This is a genomic window from Corynebacterium sp. HMSC05E07, from assembly GCF_001807225.1.
GTDB lineage: Bacteria > Actinomycetota > Actinomycetes > Mycobacteriales > Mycobacteriaceae > Corynebacterium > Corynebacterium singulare.
The window spans coordinates 1-19,251 of record NZ_KV788282.1; the positions used below are offsets into that span (position 1 = coordinate 1).

The 19,251-nt window shown below is 63.3% G+C and carries 17 protein-coding genes and 1 pseudogene; 5 read left to right on the forward strand and 13 right to left on the reverse strand.

Features of this window, described 5'->3' with window-relative positions; translation table 11 throughout:
* Nucleotides 1-267, forward strand: a pseudogene (locus tag HMPREF3149_RS13800) (HNH endonuclease); the annotation flags it as partial.
* Between the two features lie 337 nt (nt 268-604).
* Here the strand turns inward: HMPREF3149_RS13800 and HMPREF3149_RS12715 are convergent.
* The 7 genes from HMPREF3149_RS12715 to HMPREF3149_RS12745 are packed head-to-tail and all read right to left on the reverse strand — an operon-like array spanning nt 605 to nt 8,438.
* Nucleotides 605-1,351, reverse strand: a complete 747-nt coding sequence (locus tag HMPREF3149_RS12715; protein ID WP_070538606.1) for a GntR family transcriptional regulator — start codon at nt 1,349-1,351, stop codon at nt 605-607.
* A gap of 50 nt (nt 1,352-1,401) precedes the next feature.
* Complete coding sequence (locus HMPREF3149_RS12720) at nt 1,402-2,082, reverse strand: SDR family oxidoreductase (RefSeq protein ID WP_070538607.1); 681 nt, start codon at nt 2,080-2,082, stop codon at nt 1,402-1,404.
* 17 nt (nt 2,083-2,099) lie between these two features.
* The gene (locus HMPREF3149_RS12725) at nt 2,100-3,284 is read right to left on the reverse strand and encodes an alkylhydroperoxidase domain protein (protein WP_070538608.1); all 1,185 of its coding nucleotides are present in this window, start codon (nt 3,282-3,284) and stop codon (nt 2,100-2,102) included.
* 27 nt (nt 3,285-3,311) lie between these two features.
* Nucleotides 3,312-4,949, reverse strand: a complete 1,638-nt coding sequence (locus HMPREF3149_RS12730; RefSeq protein ID WP_070538609.1) for a dipeptide ABC transporter ATP-binding protein — start codon at nt 4,947-4,949, stop codon at nt 3,312-3,314.
* 1 nt (nt 4,950) lies between these two features.
* Nucleotides 4,951-5,805, reverse strand: a complete 855-nt coding sequence (locus HMPREF3149_RS12735; protein ID WP_070538610.1) for an ABC transporter permease — start codon at nt 5,803-5,805, stop codon at nt 4,951-4,953.
* On the reverse strand, nt 5,802-6,809 hold the full coding sequence (locus HMPREF3149_RS12740; protein ID WP_070538611.1) for an ABC transporter permease: 1,008 nt from the start codon (nt 6,807-6,809) through the stop codon (nt 5,802-5,804). Before HMPREF3149_RS12740 ends, HMPREF3149_RS12735 begins: the two co-directional genes overlap by 4 nt.
* Complete coding sequence (locus HMPREF3149_RS12745; RefSeq protein ID WP_083280879.1) at nt 6,810-8,438, reverse strand: TIGR04028 family ABC transporter substrate-binding protein; 1,629 nt, start codon at nt 8,436-8,438, stop codon at nt 6,810-6,812. It lies immediately after the preceding gene.
* A gap of 141 nt (nt 8,439-8,579) precedes the next feature.
* Between HMPREF3149_RS12745 and HMPREF3149_RS12750 the strand changes: the two genes are divergently transcribed.
* On the forward strand, nt 8,580-10,454 hold the full coding sequence (locus HMPREF3149_RS12750) for an FAD/NAD(P)-binding protein (RefSeq protein WP_070538613.1): 1,875 nt from the start codon (nt 8,580-8,582) through the stop codon (nt 10,452-10,454).
* Nucleotides 10,455-10,485: 31 nt separating this feature from the next.
* On the opposite strand, the gene HMPREF3149_RS12755 is transcribed toward HMPREF3149_RS12750, so the two are convergent.
* On the reverse strand, nt 10,486-11,646 hold the full coding sequence (locus tag HMPREF3149_RS12755) for a cystathionine gamma-synthase (protein ID WP_070538614.1): 1,161 nt from the start codon (nt 11,644-11,646) through the stop codon (nt 10,486-10,488).
* Between the two features lie 126 nt (nt 11,647-11,772).
* Here HMPREF3149_RS12755 and HMPREF3149_RS12760 point away from each other — a divergent pair, with 126 nt between their 5' ends.
* Both HMPREF3149_RS12760 and HMPREF3149_RS12765 read left to right on the forward strand, forming a co-directional pair.
* A complete protein-coding gene (locus HMPREF3149_RS12760) occupies nt 11,773-12,786 on the forward strand; it encodes a mechanosensitive ion channel family protein (protein WP_371440992.1) in 1,014 nt (337 codons plus the stop codon).
* Between the two features lie 2 nt (nt 12,787-12,788).
* Nucleotides 12,789-13,178 carry a globin gene (locus HMPREF3149_RS12765; RefSeq protein ID WP_070538615.1) on the forward strand — a complete coding sequence of 130 codons (390 nt, stop codon included), beginning with the start codon at nt 12,789-12,791 and terminating at the stop codon, nt 13,176-13,178.
* On the opposite strand, the gene ald is transcribed toward HMPREF3149_RS12765, so the two are convergent.
* The gene (gene ald, locus HMPREF3149_RS12770; protein WP_070538616.1) at nt 13,175-14,257 is read right to left on the reverse strand and encodes an alanine dehydrogenase; all 1,083 of its coding nucleotides are present in this window, start codon (nt 14,255-14,257) and stop codon (nt 13,175-13,177) included. The genes HMPREF3149_RS12765 and ald overlap by 4 nt on opposite strands.
* 128 nt (nt 14,258-14,385) lie before the next feature.
* Between ald and chrA the strand changes: the two genes are divergently transcribed.
* Nucleotides 14,386-15,546 (forward strand): chromate efflux transporter, encoded by a 1,161-nt coding sequence (gene chrA, locus HMPREF3149_RS12775; RefSeq protein WP_070538617.1) that lies wholly within the window; start codon nt 14,386-14,388, stop codon nt 15,544-15,546.
* 24 nt (nt 15,547-15,570) lie between these two features.
* On the opposite strand, the gene HMPREF3149_RS12780 is transcribed toward chrA, so the two are convergent.
* The 4 genes from HMPREF3149_RS12780 to HMPREF3149_RS12795 form a co-directional block, all read right to left on the reverse strand.
* On the reverse strand, nt 15,571-16,251 hold the full coding sequence (locus HMPREF3149_RS12780) for a DUF8185 domain-containing protein (RefSeq protein WP_070538618.1): 681 nt from the start codon (nt 16,249-16,251) through the stop codon (nt 15,571-15,573).
* A gap of 3 nt (nt 16,252-16,254) precedes the next feature.
* Nucleotides 16,255-16,716, reverse strand: a complete 462-nt coding sequence (locus HMPREF3149_RS12785; RefSeq protein WP_042532038.1) for an acyl-CoA thioesterase — start codon at nt 16,714-16,716, stop codon at nt 16,255-16,257.
* A gap of 65 nt (nt 16,717-16,781) precedes the next feature.
* Nucleotides 16,782-18,452, reverse strand: a complete 1,671-nt coding sequence (ettA, locus tag HMPREF3149_RS12790) for an energy-dependent translational throttle protein EttA (protein ID WP_070538619.1) — start codon at nt 18,450-18,452, stop codon at nt 16,782-16,784.
* A gap of 84 nt (nt 18,453-18,536) precedes the next feature.
* Nucleotides 18,537-19,151 (reverse strand): single-stranded DNA-binding protein, encoded by a 615-nt coding sequence (locus HMPREF3149_RS12795; RefSeq protein WP_070538620.1) that lies wholly within the window; start codon nt 19,149-19,151, stop codon nt 18,537-18,539.
* Nucleotides 19,152-19,251 lie beyond the last annotated feature (100 nt).

Sequence of the window (19,251 nt, forward strand, 5' to 3'; positions counted from 1 at the left end):
TACCACAACGGCATTAACGACGATGACCCACAAAGACCTACCGAGCGCGGCTACATGTACCGGCTTAATACCGGAGTGTCCTTCATCCCGCCCTGGGGTGCACCGATCACCGCAATGCCGGAATACCAAGAGGCAGTAGCTAGACTCAACGCCGAAAAAGCTGCCGCAAAGACACCGGCCACAACACAAGCCCCCGGCCCACCATCCAGACAAAGCGATACGACACCAACTCAGCCACCAGAACAACCACCTCCCGACGGCAGCTGACCAGCCACCACACTGCAAGCGCAGAAATCGCTTCCATCGCCTGCACCAAAGGCGCACCCGATAGAAGAACCCGTCAACCACACAGCGTTGACGGGAATATCGGCGATCCTTAAAAGAATTTACCCCCAACTAGAGCAAAATTGACGGGACACCTTGGTGATCCCCGACCATGCTCCAATCGCTACCGCCGAGAGGCATTGACAGCGTGATTCCTAAGCTCTTAAAGAGCGAAACCCGCCAACCGGATAGTGGTTAGCGGGTTGCCTATCGTGCGCATCCACATTTCCAGCGGGGATGAACGTATGGCAGCCCTCGCTGGTGCGCAGACTTATGCTGTCTAATCGAGGGTCGGTGTGGGATCCTCGCCAATAACGACCTCCACCGTGGCTGCATCGGGGCGCAGGGTCTCTTCCAGCTGAGCGGCTACGACGCCGCCCTCTGCCTTAATGGTTCGGGTTATGCGCAAGACCGGCTGGTTGCGTCCAACGGCCAGGGCTTTTTGTTCCTCCGTGCGCGCGGTCGCAGCCACGAGGGAATCGCGTTTAAACACTGGTGCCAGACCGAGGTCCGCCAACAGCTCGGTCAGCGGCCTCTGGACGTCCTCTTCCGTGAGGCTCGGCGCCAGGGCCTGTGGGATAAGGAGCGTGGAGGCCATGATGGGCGAGCCCGCCGAAACCTGCACCGTGCGGCACTCCCACACGGAATCACCCTCCTCAATGTCAAAGGTGGAAGCAAGGTGTCCGGGCGCATCAATGAACGTCAGCGACAGCACCCGAACTTCCACATCGAGGCCATGCTCACGCAATTGGTCGAGGGCGCTGCGCCCGCTCGTCAGGCTCAGTGCCGGCGGAGTGGCGCGCACAAACGTGCCACCAGCGCGCCCGCGTTTGCGATCGATAAGCCCTTCAATCTGCACGATGTCCAATGCGTGGCGCACGGTCATGCGCGCAACCTTATATTCTTGGACCAGCTCCCTCTCCGTGGGGAAACGGTCACCGGGCTGCAGCTCACCGGATTCAATCTTGCTCCGCAGCGAATCCGCGATCACCAAATAGGCGGGGCGGCGGCGTTGAGAGTTTGACACGCCTCACAACTGTACAGCGCCCCGCAGTTTTCGCATCTCGAGAGCGAAAGCTACTTCCGCTGGTTCAGCTCGATGCGCGGGCGCACGCGAATCTCGGTGAGCTGAGTCGTTGGGCCAGCATCGACGGTGGCACGGATGGCCTTCGCCACCTCCACCGGGGCGATGACGTGCTCCGGGTTGTAATCCTGCAAGCCCTGCAACATCGGGGTATCCGTCGGCCCCGGCGCGACGGTGGACACGCGGATACCGAGTTCGCCGAGACGGAGACCATCAGCAAGTGCGTACAGAGCGTGCTTCGTCGCAGCATAGATGACGTTGTCGCCATAAGAGTGGATGCCGGCACCGGAGTTGATGAACACCGCAAGGCCTTCCGCTGCACGCAGTGCAGGCAGAAGCAGGCGGGTCAGCTCCGCCGGAACGTGGACGTTGAGGTCCATCTGTCCGCGCCAATCCTCCGGGCGAGCGCTCTCCACCGACTGCTTCTCGGCCCGCGCGGCGGCGTGAACGAGCACATCGACGCGGTCCAGGTCGGCGAGCTCTCCGGGAAGCGCTGCCTCGTCGAGAAGCGCCAGCAAATCGATGCTCACCGGCACGATGTTCTCTGCCTCCGGCAGGTCCGCAGCGCTACGGCCCAAGGCAAAGACGCGGTGATCACGCGCAAGGTCCTTGATAATCTCCGTGCCCATGCCACCGGTGGCACCGGTAACAACGGCAGTCTTTAGCTCAGTCATTGTTGGTTCTCCTTTAGTCAGCGGAAGCGCTTCGGCACGTCAGGCTCGCCCAGCGTCAGCATCAGGCGATTTGCCCAGTTGAAGAACGCCGAGGAGTTAATGACGTCGATGATGGCCAGCGTATCGAAACCCGCCTCACGGAGACCTTCCACGTGGGAGGCAGCGAAAGTGAAAGGCGAGGAAGTCAGGGCCAGGGCGGCGTCACGGATGGCGGACCACTGTTCCGTGCCCAGGTCAGCGTCTACGCCTTCCTCAAGCAGGCGGTCGATCGCCGCAGCGTCACCGCCTTCCTCCTTAGAGCGCTGCTGGTGCACCGAGGCGCAGTACTCGCAGCCGTTGAAGCGGGAGACCACGGTGGCGGCAAGCTCGCGCTCAGCGCGGCCGAGGCCGCCGTCGGTGTTGTAGAAGATATCCAGGTCAGTCTTCGTGCGCGCCTTGAGCGCAGCAGGGTCGCGAGCCAGCAGGCGGAAGTACTCCATGTCGATGCGCTCGGGCTTGATGAGGGCGTCGCGCTGCGCGTCCGTGAACTCCTCCTTCGGCTGCGGTGGCACCCACGGTTTCCACCCCAGGGAGTGGGCCACGAAGCGCTGCGGCTTGACGACGTCCGGCGCCAACGTCCCCTCCCCCGGTTCCCACTCTGGGGTCTGGGTGGGGCGCGGCGCCTCAGTCACGGCTGCGGGCTGCGCGGTGCCGGCCAGAACGGCCAGGCCGTGGGCCACGCGCAACTGGAAGGACAGAAAGCTCACGAGCTGGCCCAGCGTCACGATGTCATCATTGGACCAGCCAGCCGCCTGCAGGTGGCCGATCGCTGCTGGGGAGGCGTCCTTGGGGTGGAAGGACAATAGGTGGGCGAAGTCGAGAGCGGCGGCTAGGCGCGGGGAGCCATTGAAAAGCGTGAAGCCTCCACCGGAGTACGGGCCAGTGGTGATACCGCGCTCGACCGCGCGGGCAACCTCGGCGGCAAGCTCCTCGGATTCCTCCTCGAGCAAGTCGGAGTAGAAAGACTGTGCACGCGGTACCTGGTAAACGCCTGCCACGAAGGTAGCGATGGCGTAGCGCTCTGCGTAGCTGAAGGTGCCGGGCTCCGCTGGTTCAAGGAGTGCGGCGAAGGAGGCCTGCGCGTTGTCTTTGGCTTCCGGGCGGCGCTCGCGCAGTTGGGACACGTCGCCGGCGTCGGCCAACAGGTCAATGATGTCTGCCATGAGTAATCCTTTCTTTTTGCACCCAGGCTACAGGCCCAGGTTGAGGTCGCCGGCGCGGTAGCGCGAGCCGGGGATAGCCTCAATGAGCTGGCGGGTAAAGGGCGACTGCGGGTTGCTGAAAACCTCCGCAGTGGGCCCGGATTCGACTTGCTTGCCGTGCGAGAGAACAGAGACGGTGTCAGAAATCTGGTTGACCACGGCTAGGTCGTGGGAGATGAAAATGTAGGTCAGGCCGAGTTCTTCCTGTAGCTTTCCGAGGAGGCGCAGGATCTGTGCCTGCACAGTGACGTCGAGGGCGGCGACAGCCTCGTCGAGGATGACCAGTTCCGGTTCCACGATCATGGCACGGGCAATAGCCACGCGCTGGCGCTGGCCGCCGGAGAGCTCGCTCGGGCGGCGGTCGTAGTAGTCCGGGTTGAGCGCCACCAAGTCCAGGAATTCCTTGGCCTTTGCCTTGGCCTTGCTTGCCGACGCCCCCTTCAAGTTACGCAGCGGCTCAGCCACCGTCTGGCCGATGGACTGCTTCGGGTCCAAGGAACCATAGGGGTTCTGGTAGACCAGCTGGATGTTGTTGCGTTCTTCGCGCAGGGCCTTGCCACGCAGGCCCACGATGTTGCGGCCGCCAACGGTAATAGTGCCTTCCGTCGGGGTGTTGAACATGGCGATGCTGCGCCCGGTCGTGGTCTTGCCGGAGCCGGACTCGCCCACCAGCGCGTGGGTCGACCCCTTGGCAACGGTGAAGGAGATGTCATCAACGGCAATGAAATCACCAAAACGCTGGGTGAGGCCTTCGACGCGCACGAGCGCCTCGCGGTCGCCGAGGGCGGCGCGGGCGCTGACCGTGCCTACGTCGGCGAGGGTGAGGGAGGGGGCGTCGGCAAGCAGGCGCTTGGTGTAGTCGTGGTGTGGGTTGGTGAGCACCGTGGCGGCAAGACCCTCTTCGCGCAGCTGACCGGCCTCCATAACGACAACGCGGTCGGCGCGGTCACCGGCCACCGCGAGGTCGTGGGTGATGAAGAGGATGCCCATGCCGAGCTCGGCGCGCATGTCATCGAGGAGGTCGAGGATGATTTTCTGCACGGTGACGTCGAGGGCGGAGGTCGGTTCATCAGCGATGATGAGGTCCGGTTCCAACGCCACTGCAGCGGCGATGAGCACGCGCTGCTTCATGCCGCCGGAGAGCTCATGCGGGTACTGCTGGTAGCGGCGTTCTGGGTCATCGATGCCGACGCGCTCGAGCAGCTCCAGCGCGCGGGCCTTGCGCTCGGCGGCGCTGCCCACGTGGTGGATGGTGAGCCCCTCTTCCACCGAGGCACCGATGGTCTTCAGCGGGTTGAGGGAGTTGTTCGGGTCCTGCGGGATGAGCCCGATGCGTCGACCACGCAGATCCCGCCACTCGCCGCGACTCAGCGAGGTGATGTCGCGGCCGTCGAAGGTGATGGTGCCCGCGTCGACGGTAGCGTTCGACGGTAGAAGGCCGATGGCTGCCATGGCGGAGGTGGTTTTGCCGGAGCCTGACTCGCCGACGATGGCGGTCATCTGCCCCGGGTGGACCTCCACGTTGACGCCCTGGACGGCGGGAACATCGCCCTTCGCGGTGGTGTAGGAGACATTAAGGTCCTGCACGGTCAGCAGCGGCTGCGCTGCGTTCTTTGGTTCAGACATTCTAGGCCTCCACAGGGAAGTTTTGGGACAAGCGGTTGGCGGACATCACCACGGCCACCAGTGCGATGCCGGGCAGGATGATGAGCCACCAGGCGGTGGCCATAAAGTCGCGGCCCTCGGCAATGATGAGGCCCCACTCTGGGGTGGGCGGCGGAGCACCGTAGCCCAAGAAGCCCAGGATGGACAGTTGCAGGATGGCGGTGCCGAACTGCAGGGTGGCTAGGGCGATGACCGGGGTCAGCGAGTTGGGCAGGATATGGCGAAGCAGCACCGTGGTGCGGGTAGCACCCGCGCCGTAGGCGGCCTCGATGTACTCGGCGTTGGCCACGGTGATGACCTGTGAGCGGGCCAGACGAGCAAAGGTAGCCACGGAGGTCGCACCCACGGCTACCGCCGCTTGAACCGAGCCGAAGCCCAGCACAATGATGATGGACAGCGAGAGCAAAATGCCGGGGATGGACAGGAGCACGTCGACGACGCGCATGAGGATGGTGTCGACGACTCCGCGCAGGGAGCCTGCGAGCAGACCGATGAGCGTTCCGACGACGAGCCCCACCGCCACGGCGATGAGCGCACCGAGCAGCGACTGGCGCGCGCCGTAGACCACGCGGGCATAGAGGTCACGGCCCACCGCATCGGTGCCCATGAGGTGGCCGTTCTCCCCCGGCGGGAGCAGGGCGACGTCCGTGCCGGCATACGGGTCGGCCGACGTAAACAGGCCGGGGAACAGCGCGGCGAGAAACGCCACGGCCAGAATGACGATGGCGATAATCGAGCCCGGTTTCAGCCAGGGATTGCCCTGGCCAACAGAGGCGCGGCGGTGTGCGCGGCGAGCCTTAGTGTGCATCATGCTCATGAGCGCACCGTCCTTTCTTCAGAGCCAGCAGCCGGGGCTGCGGCGGGCGTGCGGGAAGCCTTGCGGTCAGAGGGTTTCGCGCGCAGGCGCGGGTCGAGCACCGGGTAGAGAAGGTCCACGACGAGGTTGATGATGATGTAGGAGGTCGCGGCAATGAGTACCACGGCCAAAAGAACCGGGGTATCGCGGTTAGCCACGGCCTGAGCTGTCATGTAGCCCAACCCGGTGCGGCCAAAGACGGTCTCCGTCACCACGGCGCCACCGACGAGCTCACCGAAGAGTAGGCCCGCCATAGTCAACGTGGGCAGCAACGAGTTACGCAGGATCGTGCGCCAGAAGATCCACGACTCCGAGGCACCACGCGCCCGCACCGCTTGGACAAAGGGGCGCGACTGCGTCTCATCAATAGAGCGGATCAGCACCTGGATGAGCGGAGCAGTCATCGGCACGGCCAGCGTGAGCGTGGGCAAGATTAGTCCCTCCACGCTGCCAGGCTCAATGATGCGCACCCAGCCGAGCTGGAAGGAAAAAACCTGGATGAGCAAGATACCGATCCAGAATCCGGGCAGCGAGACCATGAGGGAGGGCAGGCCGCGGAAGAAGGTCGCGATACCACCCAAGCCCGGAAGCGTGGCCAGAAAGGCCACGAGCACGGCCACGATGATGGCCAGGCCAATGGCGCAGGCGGCGAGGATGAGGGTGTGGGGGAGGGCGTCGGCAAGCAGCGTGGCTACCGGGGCACCCGACTGCGTGGAGTTGCCAAAATTACCGGTGAGGAAGCCACCGAGGGCAGTGAAGTACTGCACCATGAGCGGCTTGTCGACGCCCATCTCCTCCCGGATAGCGTCAATCTCCGCCTGGGACAGGCCCAGGGCCGGGTCACCGAAGCGCGACTGCACTGCGTCCGACGGCAGCGCCGAAAGGAGGAAGAAGGCCACAGTGTAGGTAATAAGCAGCACGATGAGCGCTTGCCCGATGCGGCTGAGAATCTGGCGAGTTGTCATTTATTCCTCCTCCTCATTCGTTGCCGCGCCCTGCGGCTCGGCGTCGATGCTGACCTCGTAGAACCACGGTCGCGCGACCGACTCCGGGCTAAAGCCCGACACCTCCGGGCGCACGGCGTAGACCACGGGTTCCTCAAAAAGCGGCAAGGCGTAGGCCTGCTCGGTGATGTAGTCCTGAACCTTCTCCGTGGCCTTGACTCGGCCTTGGGTATCGGGGGTGTCGAGGACGGCGTCGAGAAGCTGCTGCAGGTGGGCGTCGATGGGGTTGCCCTCCTCATCCTGATTGAGGAAGGCATCGCGATTGTTGATGCCATAGAAGGAGGTGATGACGTCGTAGTCCGCGCGGCCGACCATCGAGTGGTACATCTGCACCTTGGTGATGTCCTTGGAGTCTGCGTTCTGCGTGGCCTGGTCACCAGCGTTGACCTGAATGTCAATGCCGATGCCGCGCAGCTGGTCCTGAACCATTGTCATGACCTCCTTGGAACGCGGCTGCGGCAAGGCTGTGTTGGTGCGCAGGCTCAGGCGCTTGCCATCCTTGACGCGGATGCCGTCCGGGCCCGGCTCCCATCCGGCTTCGTCGAGAAGCCTGCGCGATTCCTCCGGATCAAAGGTGTAAGCCGCGGACTGGTCCTTATAAGCCAGACCGGTCTGCGCCACGGTCGAGGTGGCCAGCGGGTAAGAATCGGAGAAGAGCACGCGCAGGATTTCCTCGCGGTCGACGCCGTGGATAATCGCCTCGCGTACGCGCTTATCTCTGAGCAGCGGGTGGTCGAAGCGGAAGGCGAACTGGTTGTTCATCGAGTTCGTACCGCGCGAAACAATGTTAATGCCCTGCTCTTCCAGCAGCGATTCCTGCGGGGCGGAAATCTGGCGGGCAATATCGGCCTGGCCGGAGACAATCGCGCCTGTGCGCACGGATTCCTCGGCGGCGAGGATGTAGTGGATGCCGTCGATAGCCGCGCGGCCCTGGTGTTTAACGGCGGGCGGAGCCCAGTCATAATCGTCGCGGGCTTTCAGGATGAGGTCGGTGCCAATGGACTCCGACTCCACCACGAAAGGCCCGGAACCAATGACATTCACCGCATTGCCGGGGCCGAAACCTTCGTTGTCGAGCTCGAGTGTTGAATCGGACACTAGGCCGGCGTTATAGGCCGACGTGGCTTGGAGGAAGCCCGGGGAAGGTTTAGTGAAGTAGAACTTCACGGTGTCCTCGTCCACGACCTCGCCGCGGTCATAGTTCGCGATCTGCTCCGAGCTGGTCAGCGTGCGGGACTTGTCACCGCGACCGAACAGGTCAAAGTTGGCCACGACGTTCTCCGCGGTGAGCGGAGAGCCGTCGGAGTAGGTGACGTCCGTGCGGATGTCGAAAGTATACTCAGTCGCATCTTCGTTGACCTTGGGCATGTCCGTGGCGATCCACGGCGAGAGCTCAAGGGTCTCCGGGTCCTGGTAAAGGAGGCGGTCAGTCAGTTGGTTGACCACGCCGCCGTTGGGGTAAAAGCCAGCTGCGGGCGGATAGAGCGTTCGGAAAAATTGCGGCTCGAGATAGGTGAGGATGTTCTCCTCCCCCGCTGGCCGGTCCGTGGCTGAGCAGGCGCCGAGCGAAGCAGCTAAACCTGCGGCCATGGTGGCGGCTAGTGCGCGTAAAGTTTTCACGGTAAGAGCTTTCAAGATAGATCGTTGACGTGTGTGTCGATTTAACACAACACATACCGATCGGTATTATTCCACTAGACAGAACAGTCTAAAAATTGAGGTTTGATTATTATGCCCTCCATCGCCATCGTCGGTGCCGGCCCACGCGGCATCTCGCTGGTTGAGCGCCTGGCAGCACACCTGCGCGCCACTCCCCTTGCGTCACCCCTGGAGCTGCACATCATCGATGACGCCCCGCTGGGCGCAGGCCGCATCTGGGATACCGAGCAGACCCGCACGCTGTGCATGAACACGCTTGCCGGCGCGGTCACCCTCTTTACCGAGCCCGGCTCCACCACCACTGCCCCGGTGCTGGAGGGTCCCATCCTCTACGAGTGGATTCAGCTCCTGCGCGGTGAGCGCCCCGACTTGTCTCCGGCAAAGCTCGCGCTGTACGACGCCCACCCACCCCACCCCGACCTCGCCTCCTCCTTCGCCGAGGAGCTCGCGCAGACCCGTCCGGAGTCCAACCCCTCGCGCGCGCTGTACGGCGCCTACCTGGAGTGGGTCTATGAGGTTGCGCTCGCACAGCTCCCAGACAGCGTTGAGGTAGTCCAGCACCGCGCCCGCGCGGTGTCCATCGACTCTGGGGAGGACCAGGACACCATTGTGCTTTCCGACGACTCCACCATCACCTCCGACGCCACCGTCCTCGCCTACGGTTGGCAGGTTCCCGCACTCAACGAGTCCGAGCGCGTCCTGGCGGACGCTGCACAGTCGGGTCTGCACTGGGTGCGCCCGGATAATCCCGTGGAGCAGCCGGTCAATGAGATTCCGGCCGGCGAGAAAATCCTGGTCCGCGGCCTGGGTATGGGCTTCTTCGACGTCATGGCACTACTCACCATCGACCGCGGCGGCCAGTTCGTCGAGGACCCCTCTACGCGCTCCGGTCTGCGCTACGAGCCTAGTGGCGAGGAGCCGCACTTCATCGTGAGCTCGGGCCGTGGCTACCCGTATATCCCGAAGTCGGAGTACCACGCGTTGCCACCGAAGGCGGCGTTGGTGCGGTTCCGGGAGGCCGTCGAAAAGCAGGGCTCAGAGCTGAACTTCTCCACTCAGCTGCTGCCGCACATCCTGCGCGATGCCTACGCCGAGTACTACGAGAACCAGGCACGCGTTGCCCCTGAGGCACTGCAACGCCCGCTCACCGACATCATCGCCACGATCGATGCCACGACGGTCGACGCCGCGGACTTGCGCCGCATGGCGGACCAGCTCACAACAGCGCTCGAGGGTTCCTCCACCCAGCCGCTGGACCTGGCGCACTGGGCGCACCCCCTCGCTGATTTTGAGGGCGGTGACCTCACCGAATACATCGCCGAGGGGCTGGCTCGCGATATCGTCGAAGCCGTTGCAGCTGCCGATTCCCCGCTCAAGTCCGCGCTGTGGGCTATTTCCGCCGCCCGCAAGCCCGCGTCCATCGCTGGCTCAGAGGGCCGCATGACGTGGGAGTCCCGCACAAGCACGTACAAGGAGTTCATGGCGTTCGGCCAGATGGTGGGCTCTGGCCCGCCGCTGTTCCGCACGCGCCAGCTGCTCGCGCTTGTCGACGCCGGCCTCGCCACCTTCCTCGGCGAGCGCCCCCAGCTCGAGGTGGGCGAGAAGTTCACGCTGCGTACGCAGCATGGAGAAGCCTCCTCGGCCTGGCTTATCGACGCCTGGATGCACTCCCCTGACGTCCGCCGCGCCGCCGATCCGCTGGCTGTCTCCCTCAACGGCCGCGTGCGGGCCTTCGTTGACCACGGCCAGGCCACGGGCTCCCCGGAAACGACGTGGAACCGCCGCGTGGTCAACCCCGACGGCACCGAGGATCCCCGCCTGCACATCGTCGGCATCCCGACTTACGCGCAGTGGCCGGATACCACCATCTCCCCCATGCCGGGCACGGACCCGCTCATGCTACAGGAGACCGACCGCACCGCCGGCTCCCTCCTTGCCACCCTCTAGCCCGCGCGATTACAACAGCGCCGCGAGGGTTTTAGGCTAGGGCGTCGAGAGCCTGCTCGAGGTCGGCGAGCAGGTCATCGATGGACTCGATTCCCACCGAGATGCGCACGAGATCTGCCGGCGGCACCAGCTCGGAGCCCTCAGCGGAGATGTGCGTCATGTTCTGTGGGTGCTCGATGAGGGACTCTACGCCGCCGAGGGACTCGGCAAGTGAGATGAGCTTGGTGTTGAGACACACCTGGCGGGCATGCTCCTCACTGTGAAAGCGCACGGACATCATTCCGCCGAAGCCGCGCATCTGCTTCTTGGCCAGCTCGTGGCCCTGGTGCGAGGGTAGGCCCGGGTAGAGGACTTTCTTGACCTCGGGGCGAGAGTCTAGGAACTCGGCCACCGCCTGCGCGTTCGCGCAGTGGCGGTCCATGCGCACTTCGAGGGTCTTGATACCGCGGGCGGTGAGGTAGGCGTCGAACGGCGAGGAGACCGCACCGACGTTGCCCTGGAAGTAGAGAAGGCGCTCATCCATCTCTGCGGAGTTGGTTACTACCGCGCCGCCCAGGACATCCGAGTGGCCGCCCAGGTACTTCGTGGTGGAATGCAGCACATGGTCCGCTCCCAGCTCCAGCGGGTTCTGCAGGTAGGGCGTGGCGAAGGTGTTATCGACGACGATGTGGGCGTCGGACAGCGCTTTGACCGCCTGTGTCACCTCGGCGATGTCGGTGACCGTGGTTGCGGGATTGGTCGGAGTCTCGAGCCAAATAAGCTTCGTGTTCTCTTTAATTGCCTCCTCAACAGCCGCGGTGTCCGCGGTGTTGACGATGGACAGCTCCACGCCCCACTCGCCGTAGTCATGATGGAGCAGGCGATACATGCCACCGTAGGCATCATTGCCCAGAATCACGTGGTCGCCCGGGCGCACGATGATGCGAATGAGTGTGTCGACGGCCGCCATGCCCGTGGCGAAGCAGCGTGCGTAAGAGGCATTCTCCAGTGCCGCGAGGGTCTTCTCCAGGGAGTGCACGGTGGGGTTGGCCACGCGGCCGTACTCGTAGCCGCCGCGCAGCTGCGCGAGACCATCCTGTTGGAAGGTAGTGGAGGCATAGATCGGTACGTTGATGGATCCCATGTGGGGATCCGGCTGGTAACCGGCATGGATGGAACGTGAAGAAAAGCCAAGAGTGCGGTTGTCAGTCATGTCACATCAGTCTAGACCAAGCTGTTCAGTTGCGAGAGTAACAGCCTGTTTATATTCAGCACGTATGAATGCCGCCCACGTCTTATCTAGTATCGGAAGGCGTCAATCGTGAACGAAGGAAAGGACATCGTGACTACTCTTAGCGCGGCTGTGGGAGTCGCAACCGACAAGTCCGGCGAGGCCGTCGACACCGTCACCCAATGGTGGCAGAGCGAGGATATGCGCTCCTGGCTCGTCGATAAGCCCATCGGCATAATGCTCATCCTCATCGTCGCCGTCATCGGCAATTGGCTGCTGCGCCGCCTCATCACCAAACTGGCGGATAACAGCATCAAGAAGGGAAAGCTGAGCTCGCCCCTCTCACAACGCAAGCCGGTGAAAACCGACAAGGCCCTAGCCGCCACCAACGAGGCTCGGCGCGTGTCCCGCATCCAGACCCTGTCAGGAGTGGGCCGCTCCGCCGTGTCCATCTTTGTGTGGGTCTGGGCTGCGCTAGCCATCTTGGACAAGCTCGGCGTTAACGTCGCCCCACTCGTAGCCTCCGCCGGTGTTGTCGGTGTGGCCCTCGGCTTCGGCGCCCAAGCTCTGGTCAAGGACTTCCTGTCTGGCATCTTCATGCTCATGGAGGACCAGTACGGCATCGGCGACACCATTGATTTGGGCAACGGTGTTTTCGGTGATGTGGAGTCCATTTCGCTACGCATCACCACCGTCCGGGATATTGACGGCGCGCTGTGGTACGTGCGCAACGGTGAGATCCTGCAGGTGGCCAACCACTCCGACCGTTACTCAGTCGCCCGCATCCAGGTTCCGGTGGCGCTCAGCAACGATCCGGACAAGGCGTATAACGTCATCAACGCCGCTGCTGCCGACGCCTCCCACGACCCCACCATCCAGCCTGACATCCTGGCCGAGCCTACCGTCAACGGCATGTCGGGCCTTGAGGTCGACCACATGTCTTACCGTGTATCCGTCAAGACGCTACCGGGCAAGCAATGGGATGTTCAGCGTGCCATGCAGGCCAAGATTCTCAGCGCCATGCATGCTGAAGGCATCGCGACCCCCTACCCGCGCGGGATGGCTATCTTCGACATGGAAGAATCGGGTTCAGGAAACGGCCTGACGCGAAAGGACAATTAACTATGCAACCCAGCAGTGTGTACGAGGCCATCGGCGGGATGGAGACCTTTGAGAAGCTCGTCGGAGGCTTCTACGCCCAAGTGCGCACTGACGACGTCATCGGCCCCATGTACCCCGACCAGGATTGGGAAGGTGCTGAGCAGCGTCTGCTGTGGTTCCTCGTGCAGTACTGGGGCGGACCGCAGCTCTTTTCTGAGAACCGCGGGCACCCGCGCCTGCGCATGAGGCACGCCCCCTACCCCATCGACATGGCTGCCCATGATCGCTGGCTGGAGCTCATGGGAAACTCCCTGGCACAGATTGATGAGGAGACCATCCCGCCGGCCTACCGCTCCATGATCTGGGATCACATGGAGCGAGTGGCGGCGATGCTCATCAACCGCGCTCCTTAAAGGCCGAGGGCATCCTTGACCGGCTGGTGGACCAGCCCGCCGTTGCGGGTCATGAGGCCGTTGGCCAAGCCCGGGAAGCGCTCAATAGCGCCCTCGTAGCCGCCGGCAGCCAGCGCGCGCATGTACGGCAGGGTGGCCGAGCCGAGAGCACGGGTGGAGGTGTTGGCCACCGCGCCCGGCATGTTGGCCACGCAGTAGAAGAGGGTGTCGTGGACCTTGAAGGTGGGCTCGTCGTGTGAGGTCTTGTGGGAGTTCTCGAAGCAGCCGCCTTGGTCAATGGCAACGTCGACAAGCACAGCGCCCTTCTTCATGCGCTTGACCACATCCTCGCGCACCAGCTTCGGTGCTGCCGCACCCGGCACGAGGACAGCGCCGATGACGAGGTCGGCGTCAAGAAGCTCTGCTTCCAACGCAGCCGGATCGGAGACGATGGTGCGCACGGTGCCCTGGTACTGGCCATCGAAGCGCTGCAGCACGTGCGGGTCAAGGTCGAGCACGGTAACTTCCGCGCGCAGGCCGTGGGCCATCGCCACAGCGGACGCACCGACCTGGCCACCACCGATAACCACGACGCGCGCCGGCTGGGTGCCCGGCACACCGGGAGCCAGCACACCGCGGCCACCCTGAGTGGACAGCAGGTGGTGGGTACCTTCAATCACGGCCAAACGGCCAGCCACCTGGGACATCGGGGTCAGAAGCGGCAGGGTGCCGCGGGCATCGGTGACGGTCTCATAAGCCACCGAGGTGGTGCCGGCCTTCATGAGGGCCTCCGTCAGCGGACGATCTGCCGCTAGGTGCAGGTAGGTGAAAAGGAGGAGGTCATCACGCAAGAAGCCGTACTCAGGCTCGAGCGGCTCCTTAACCTTGACCACCATGTCCGCAGCCCACGCCTCCTCAGCGGTGGCCACGATGGTAGCGCCGGCCTCCTCGTAGAGCTCATCCGGGAAGGACGCGCCGACGCCGGCACCAGTCTCCACGAGGACCTCATGGCCGTCCTTCACCAACGTCTGGACAGCGCTGGGAGTAAGAGCCACGCGGTTCTCGTTGTTCATGATTTCTTTAGGTGCTGCAATACGCATGAGCCAGACTCCTTTGGAGACAAAAAATTAATGGGTCCACCGTCAGCGTAACGCAGAACACTACGGTGTGAGGGCGTGATTCATTTTTCACGTCGCGGCCTCCCCCATTAGGCGTTAGGATGCTGCCAATGAGCACTATGCGCGATGTTCGCCGTTCCTTTCTCCCGCTGGGATGGACCGCTTTCGGGGGGCCTGCGGCTCACCTAGGATACTTCCGCACGGAGTTTGTCAGCCGCCGGGGTTGGCTGAGTGACTCCTCCTACGCGGACTTGGTAGCGATGTCTCAATTCCTGCCCGGCCCGGCAAGTTCCAAGGTGGGTATGGCGCTGGGCTATGGCCGCGCGGGCCTGGCGGGCATGGCGTATTCCTGGTTCCTGTTTACCTTCCCGTCGGCGCTCATCCTCACGCTGTTTGGCCTCATCGTGGTGCCGAGCAGCGGTGTGGGGTGGCTCGATGGACTGCTCGCCGCGGCGGCGGGCGTGGTGGTGCATGCGATTGTGGGGATGGCCAAGAAGCTCTTATCGACGCCCACCGCCTGGGCCCTCTCCCTCATCAGTTCTGGGGTGCTGCTCGTGGCCGGATCGGCCTGGCAGCTCGCAGTGCTGGCCGTCGCCGGCGTGTTGGGCGCAACGGTACTGCGCCGGTTCTTGCCGGTCACCACTGCCCCCGATATTGACAGTGGCCTGCGCAGCGTGCCAGCCGGCCTGGCGTGGGGCTGCCTAGCGGCGTTCTTCCTCCTCCTGGGTGGATTGGCTGCGGCGGCACAGGTCAGCGATTCCTACCTCCTTACCCGCGCCAACGCCTTCTACCAATCCGGCGCATTAGTCTTCGGTGGCGGGCACGTGGTGTTGCCGCTTCTTGAGGATCAGTTCGTGGGCGCGGGGTGGCTAAGCCAACAGGAGTTCTTGGCCGGCTACTCAGTGGCACAGGGTGTGCCGGGCCCGCTGTTCACCTTCGCTTCCTACCTCGGCGCGGTCGACGGCGGTCTCGGCGGCGCGATCCTCGGCACGGTGCTTATCTTCCTGCCGGGAGCTTTGCTGACGCTGGCGGCGCTGCACTTGTGGGCCCGCTGGAACCACCTGGAGTGGCTACGCAGCGCGTTTGCTGCCGTCAGCGCGGCCGTCATTGGACTGCTGGTCGCTGCACTGTGGGATCCGATCATTACCCACGGTGTCACCGGCTGGGCCTCCGGGCTTATTGCAGTGGCCGCGGGTACTGCGTTGTTCCTCAAAGCACCACCGTGGACCGTCGCGGTAGGCGCGGCATTGGCGGGCGCGGTACTGCTGTAGCACTCCACGGGGAGTGCTACAGCGCTAGAACAAGGACAAGCGCGTCGAATGGTAGACGCTGCCGAACGGCGCATCGACGCGCACCCAACGTCCCTTGCCGGCCACGCGCAGGTGGCGCGGGACATCCATGGGGGCGGCAAAACCTGGGATAAGCCCCAGGTTGGTGCAGGCGAAAATCATGCGCATGGGGATTTCCACCTTCTGCGCAGCCACCTCCGATTCCTCGCCCGGAGTGCTCTCCACCGTGATGACGGGCTGGTTCAGCAGGCTGCTCGGCGGGCCCATCGGGCCAGAAAACTGCCGGGCCAGCTGCTGTCCTTGATCCGCGAGTTCGCGGACCACACCGACGGGCAGCGAGTCGATTTCCCGAAAGCCGTCGGCCGGCGGCAGGGCGCCCGGCCATGAGGGGTCGCGGGCAGGTCCCAGCTTCAGCACCACGGGGGAACCGGTGACTTCGGGGTCGGGGGAGGTGTGGAGGGCGTCGAGAAGCGCCTGCGCTGACACCACCGCACCGTCCCTGCCCACCGCGCCTTCGACGCGGCGGGAGGCCACAACCTCAAACGGGGTGGTCACAAAGACCTCAGTTTGATCGGAGTCATGCTGGCGCAGGCGCACGGACGCCGAGGCATCAAGCCCCGTCGCGCGGACAAGGAGGGCCCGCAGCCCTACCCCACTGCCCCGCAGTTCGAGCGTTTCGCCGTCCATGGCCTAGGCGTTCTCGTCGAGTTCCACGAGCGCGTGCTCGAGGATAATGGCGCGCTCCTCCTCAGTGACCTCGCGCGGCTTCTGGGTCTCCGGGTCCATGGTGACCTGTACGCAGTCAATGACGCAGGCAACCTCGCCCTGCGAGTCCTTCACCTTCTGGCGGGTGGTGAAGGATGTTTTGCCGAGGCGCACCACGGTGGTCTCCACGGTCACGGTGCCGTGGCGACCATCCCACTTGAGGGGGCGAACATAGTCGGCCTCGATGTGGCGGACGAAGGCCACCATGTTGACGCCGCGCGAGTAGAAGTTGTGCATGGCAAATGCCAAGCGCGCCTCCTGCGCCAGCTCAATGAAGTTGGCGTTCATCATGTGGCCATACATGTCAAAATCTGACCAGCGCACACCAACGGTGAGCGCGTGGACATTATCCGTGGTTTCCTCCGACACAACATGTTGAGCAGACATTCCAGGATCCTTCCTGAGGTTGACCTCAGCGTTGGTAATGGGGATGACACCATCCCCTCGAGCAGTTAGCGGCTTAGCTTGCGGTGGGTAACGCGAGACGGACGGGCCGCCTCTTCACCGAGGCGTTCAACCTTGTTCTTCTCATAATCACCGAAGTTACCCTCGAACCAGAACCACTGGCCCTCGGCAACGTTGCCTTCCCAGGCCAGGATATGGGTACAGGTGCGGTCCAGGAACCAGCGGTCGTGGGAAATGACCACCGCACAGCCCGGGAACTTCTCCAGGGCGTTTTCCAGGGAGCCGAGGGTTTCGACGTCAAGGTCGTTCGTCGGCTCATCGAGGAGGATCAGGTTGCCGCCCTCCTTCAGCGTCAGCGCCAGGTTCAGGCGGTTGCGCTCACCACCGGACAGCACCTTGGATGGCTTCTGCTGGTCTGGGCCCTTAAATCCGAAGGCGGAGAGGTAGGCGCGGGACGGCATCTCGTTCTGGCCAACGTGGATGTAGTCCAAGCCGCCGGAGACAACCTCCCACACGGTGGACTCAGGATCAATGTTTTCACGGCCCTGGTCCACGTAGGAGAGCTTGACGGTCTCACCGACGTCGACGGAGCCGGAATCCGGCTGCTCAAGTCCGACGATGGTCTTGAACAGGGTGGACTTACCCACACCGTTCGGGCCAATTACGCCGACGATGCCGTTGCGCGGCAAGGTGAAGGAGAGGTCCTTGATAAGCACGCGGCCGTCAAAGCCCTTAACCAGGTCCTTGACCTCAACGACCTTGTTGCCCAGACGCGGCGGGGTCGGAATCTGGATTTCTTCAAAGTCGAGCTTCTTGTACTGCTCGGCCTCAGCTGCCATTTCCTCGTAGCGCTGGAGACGAGCCTTGTTCTTGGCCTGGCGGGCCTTCGCACCGGAGCGAACCCATGCGAGTTCGTCCTTCAGGCGCTTCTGCAGCTTCTTGTCCTTGGCGCCAGCAACCTCGAGGCGCTCTGCCTTCTTCTCGAGGTAGGTGGAGTAGTTGCCCTCGTACGGGTAGAGCTTGCCGCGGTCAACCTCACAGATCCAACCCGCGACGTGGTCGAGGAAGTAGCGGTCGTGCGTCACGGCCAGGACGGCACCCGGGTAGGACTCGAGGTGCTTCTCCAGCCACTGGACGGACTCGGCGTCGAGGTGGTTCGTGGGCTCGTCGAGAAGCAGCAGGTCCGGCTCGCTCAGCAGCAGCTTGGCCAGGGCCACGCGGCGGCGCTCACCTCCGGAGAGATTGGTCACCGGGTCATCCGACGGCGGGCAGCGTAGGGCCTCCATAGCCTGCTCAATCTTGGAGTCAACCTCCCACGCGTCGGCGTGGTCAAGCTCCTCCTGCAGCTTGCCCATTTCTTCCATGAGCTCATCGGAGTAGTTGGTGGCCATTTCTTCCGCGATCTGCTCGAAGCGCTGCTTCTTCTCGAAGATCTCACCGAGGCCTTCCTCGACATTCTCACGGACCGTCTTCTCCTCGTTGAGCGGCGGCTCCTGGAGGAGGATGCCGACGGTCTTGCCCGGGTCGATGAAAGCCTCACCATTGGAGGGCTGATCGAGGCCGGCCATAATCTTCAGGATCGAGGACTTACCTGCACCGTTGGGGCCCACGACGCCAATCTTGGCGCCTGGGTAGAAGGCCATGGTGACGTTGTCCAAAATGACCTTGTCACCAATGGCCTTGCGCACGTTTTTCATCGTGTAGATGAACTCGCCCATGTTTCACCCTTTGCTTCTGTCAGGATTGGTAAATAACAGTACAAAGACTACATCACATGGGCGACGGCGGGGTTCCGCCCTTGTTTAGGCCATGACTTCCTCCGGCTCGGGAATCTCTTCGGCCGTGTTCAGCGCGTGGTGGCGGTCAGCGGCCGTGTCCAGCGGTGAGTCCTCACCGGGTTGCAGCGCGGTGGGCATCGGCTCATCCGGTGCGGGCTCCATGGGTTGTTCTGATGCCGCAGTGCTTTCCGACGCCGTGTTATCCACATCCGGCACCGGTGGGTTCTCCCCCAGCCACAGCTGTTCTTCGCCATCCTCACCGAATGCGGTACCAACCCTCACGGAGGTGACAAAGTAGCGGTTGAGGTCAAGGCCAACGTGCGCGGCCTTAATGTAGGTCTTGGAACGCCGGCCGCCCTGTGGGTCAGTCCATTGATCCGTCACGATGGAGCCCATGACAAAGATGGGCATGCCCCTTCGCAGAGATTTCTTGACGTTAATGGCGCACTGGCCCCAGACCTCGGCGTCGATGAAGTTGAGGTCGAGTTCGCGCCATATGGTCTTGCCTTCATCGGTAACCTCCGGAACGCTGCGGGAGGAGGCGATGCGGAAGCGAGTCTTATACATAGTCTCGCTGATTTTGGTCAGGTGCGGATCACTAGTGAGGCGTCCGGTAAGAGAAATGGGATATTGCGACATTGCGGGTGTCCTTACATGCTGTGGTAACTCTGTGTGCGAGGAGGCGTTTCACCTCCCTTGATTCGCATCTTTGCCACCGCACACATGCCGCGCAATGCCC